Origin of the sequence: Flaviaestuariibacter flavus, assembly GCF_004337505.1 — a bacterium.
Classification (GTDB): Bacteria; Bacteroidota; Bacteroidia; order Chitinophagales; family Chitinophagaceae; genus Flavisolibacter; species Flavisolibacter flavus.
In genome coordinates this window covers 1-707 of sequence record NZ_SJZI01000041.1, presented here as the reverse complement: position 1 = coordinate 707, position 707 = coordinate 1, and the positions used below count along the sequence as shown (strand labels likewise).

General features: G+C 51.8%; 1 protein-coding gene. It reads right to left on the bottom strand.

Features of this window, described 5'->3' with window-relative positions:
* A partial coding sequence (locus tag EPD60_RS07975) for an IS256 family transposase (protein ID WP_207896541.1) occupies window positions 1-656 on the bottom strand: 656 nt, incomplete at its 3' end.
* Window positions 657-707 lie beyond the last annotated feature (51 nt).

The window sequence follows — 707 nt, the reverse complement described above, 5'->3', positions numbered from 1 at the left end:
GCGAGCACCGAGCGCCAGAAAGCCGCTCCCTCGTTTTCTCCAAAGTAAATGCCGATCACTTCCTTTTGCCCTTCCGTGGAAACGGCCAGTATGGAATAGATGGCCCGGGTCTTCACCACGCCGTCCTGGCGGACTTTGAAGTGGATGGCATCGAGCCACACCACCGGGTAAACGCTCTCCAGTACCCGGTTCTGCCACTCCTTGATCGCCGGGATGATCCGGTCGGTAATGGCCGTCAGCGTGCCATCCGAGATGTCGAAGTCATAAATCTCCTTCAGGTGCTTCTGAATGTCTGAATAAGACAGGCCCATGCCATACAGGCTCAGGATCTTCTGGTCCATATCCTCGGAGATGACCCGCTGACGCTTGGCCACTGTCTGTGGCTCGAAGGAGGCGTCGCGGTCGCGGGGAGAAAAAATATCAAAGCCGCCCAACGAGCTTTGTATATTTTTTTGTGTGTGGCCGTTGCGCCGGTTGCCGCCCGGCCTTTTCTTCTCCTTAAGGTGCTCGTCCATCTCACCTTCTAAAGAAGCTTCAATAACGCGCTTTAAAAGCGGCGTAAAAACACCTTCCGCTCCAACTAAAGGCTTGCCGGAGCGAAGCTGCTCACCAGCCTCCTTTACAAAAGCATCAAAATCAAATGATTTCTTTTCCATCGTATATCAATTTAATCAGTTTTAAATTGACACACTTTATTGAGCATACTC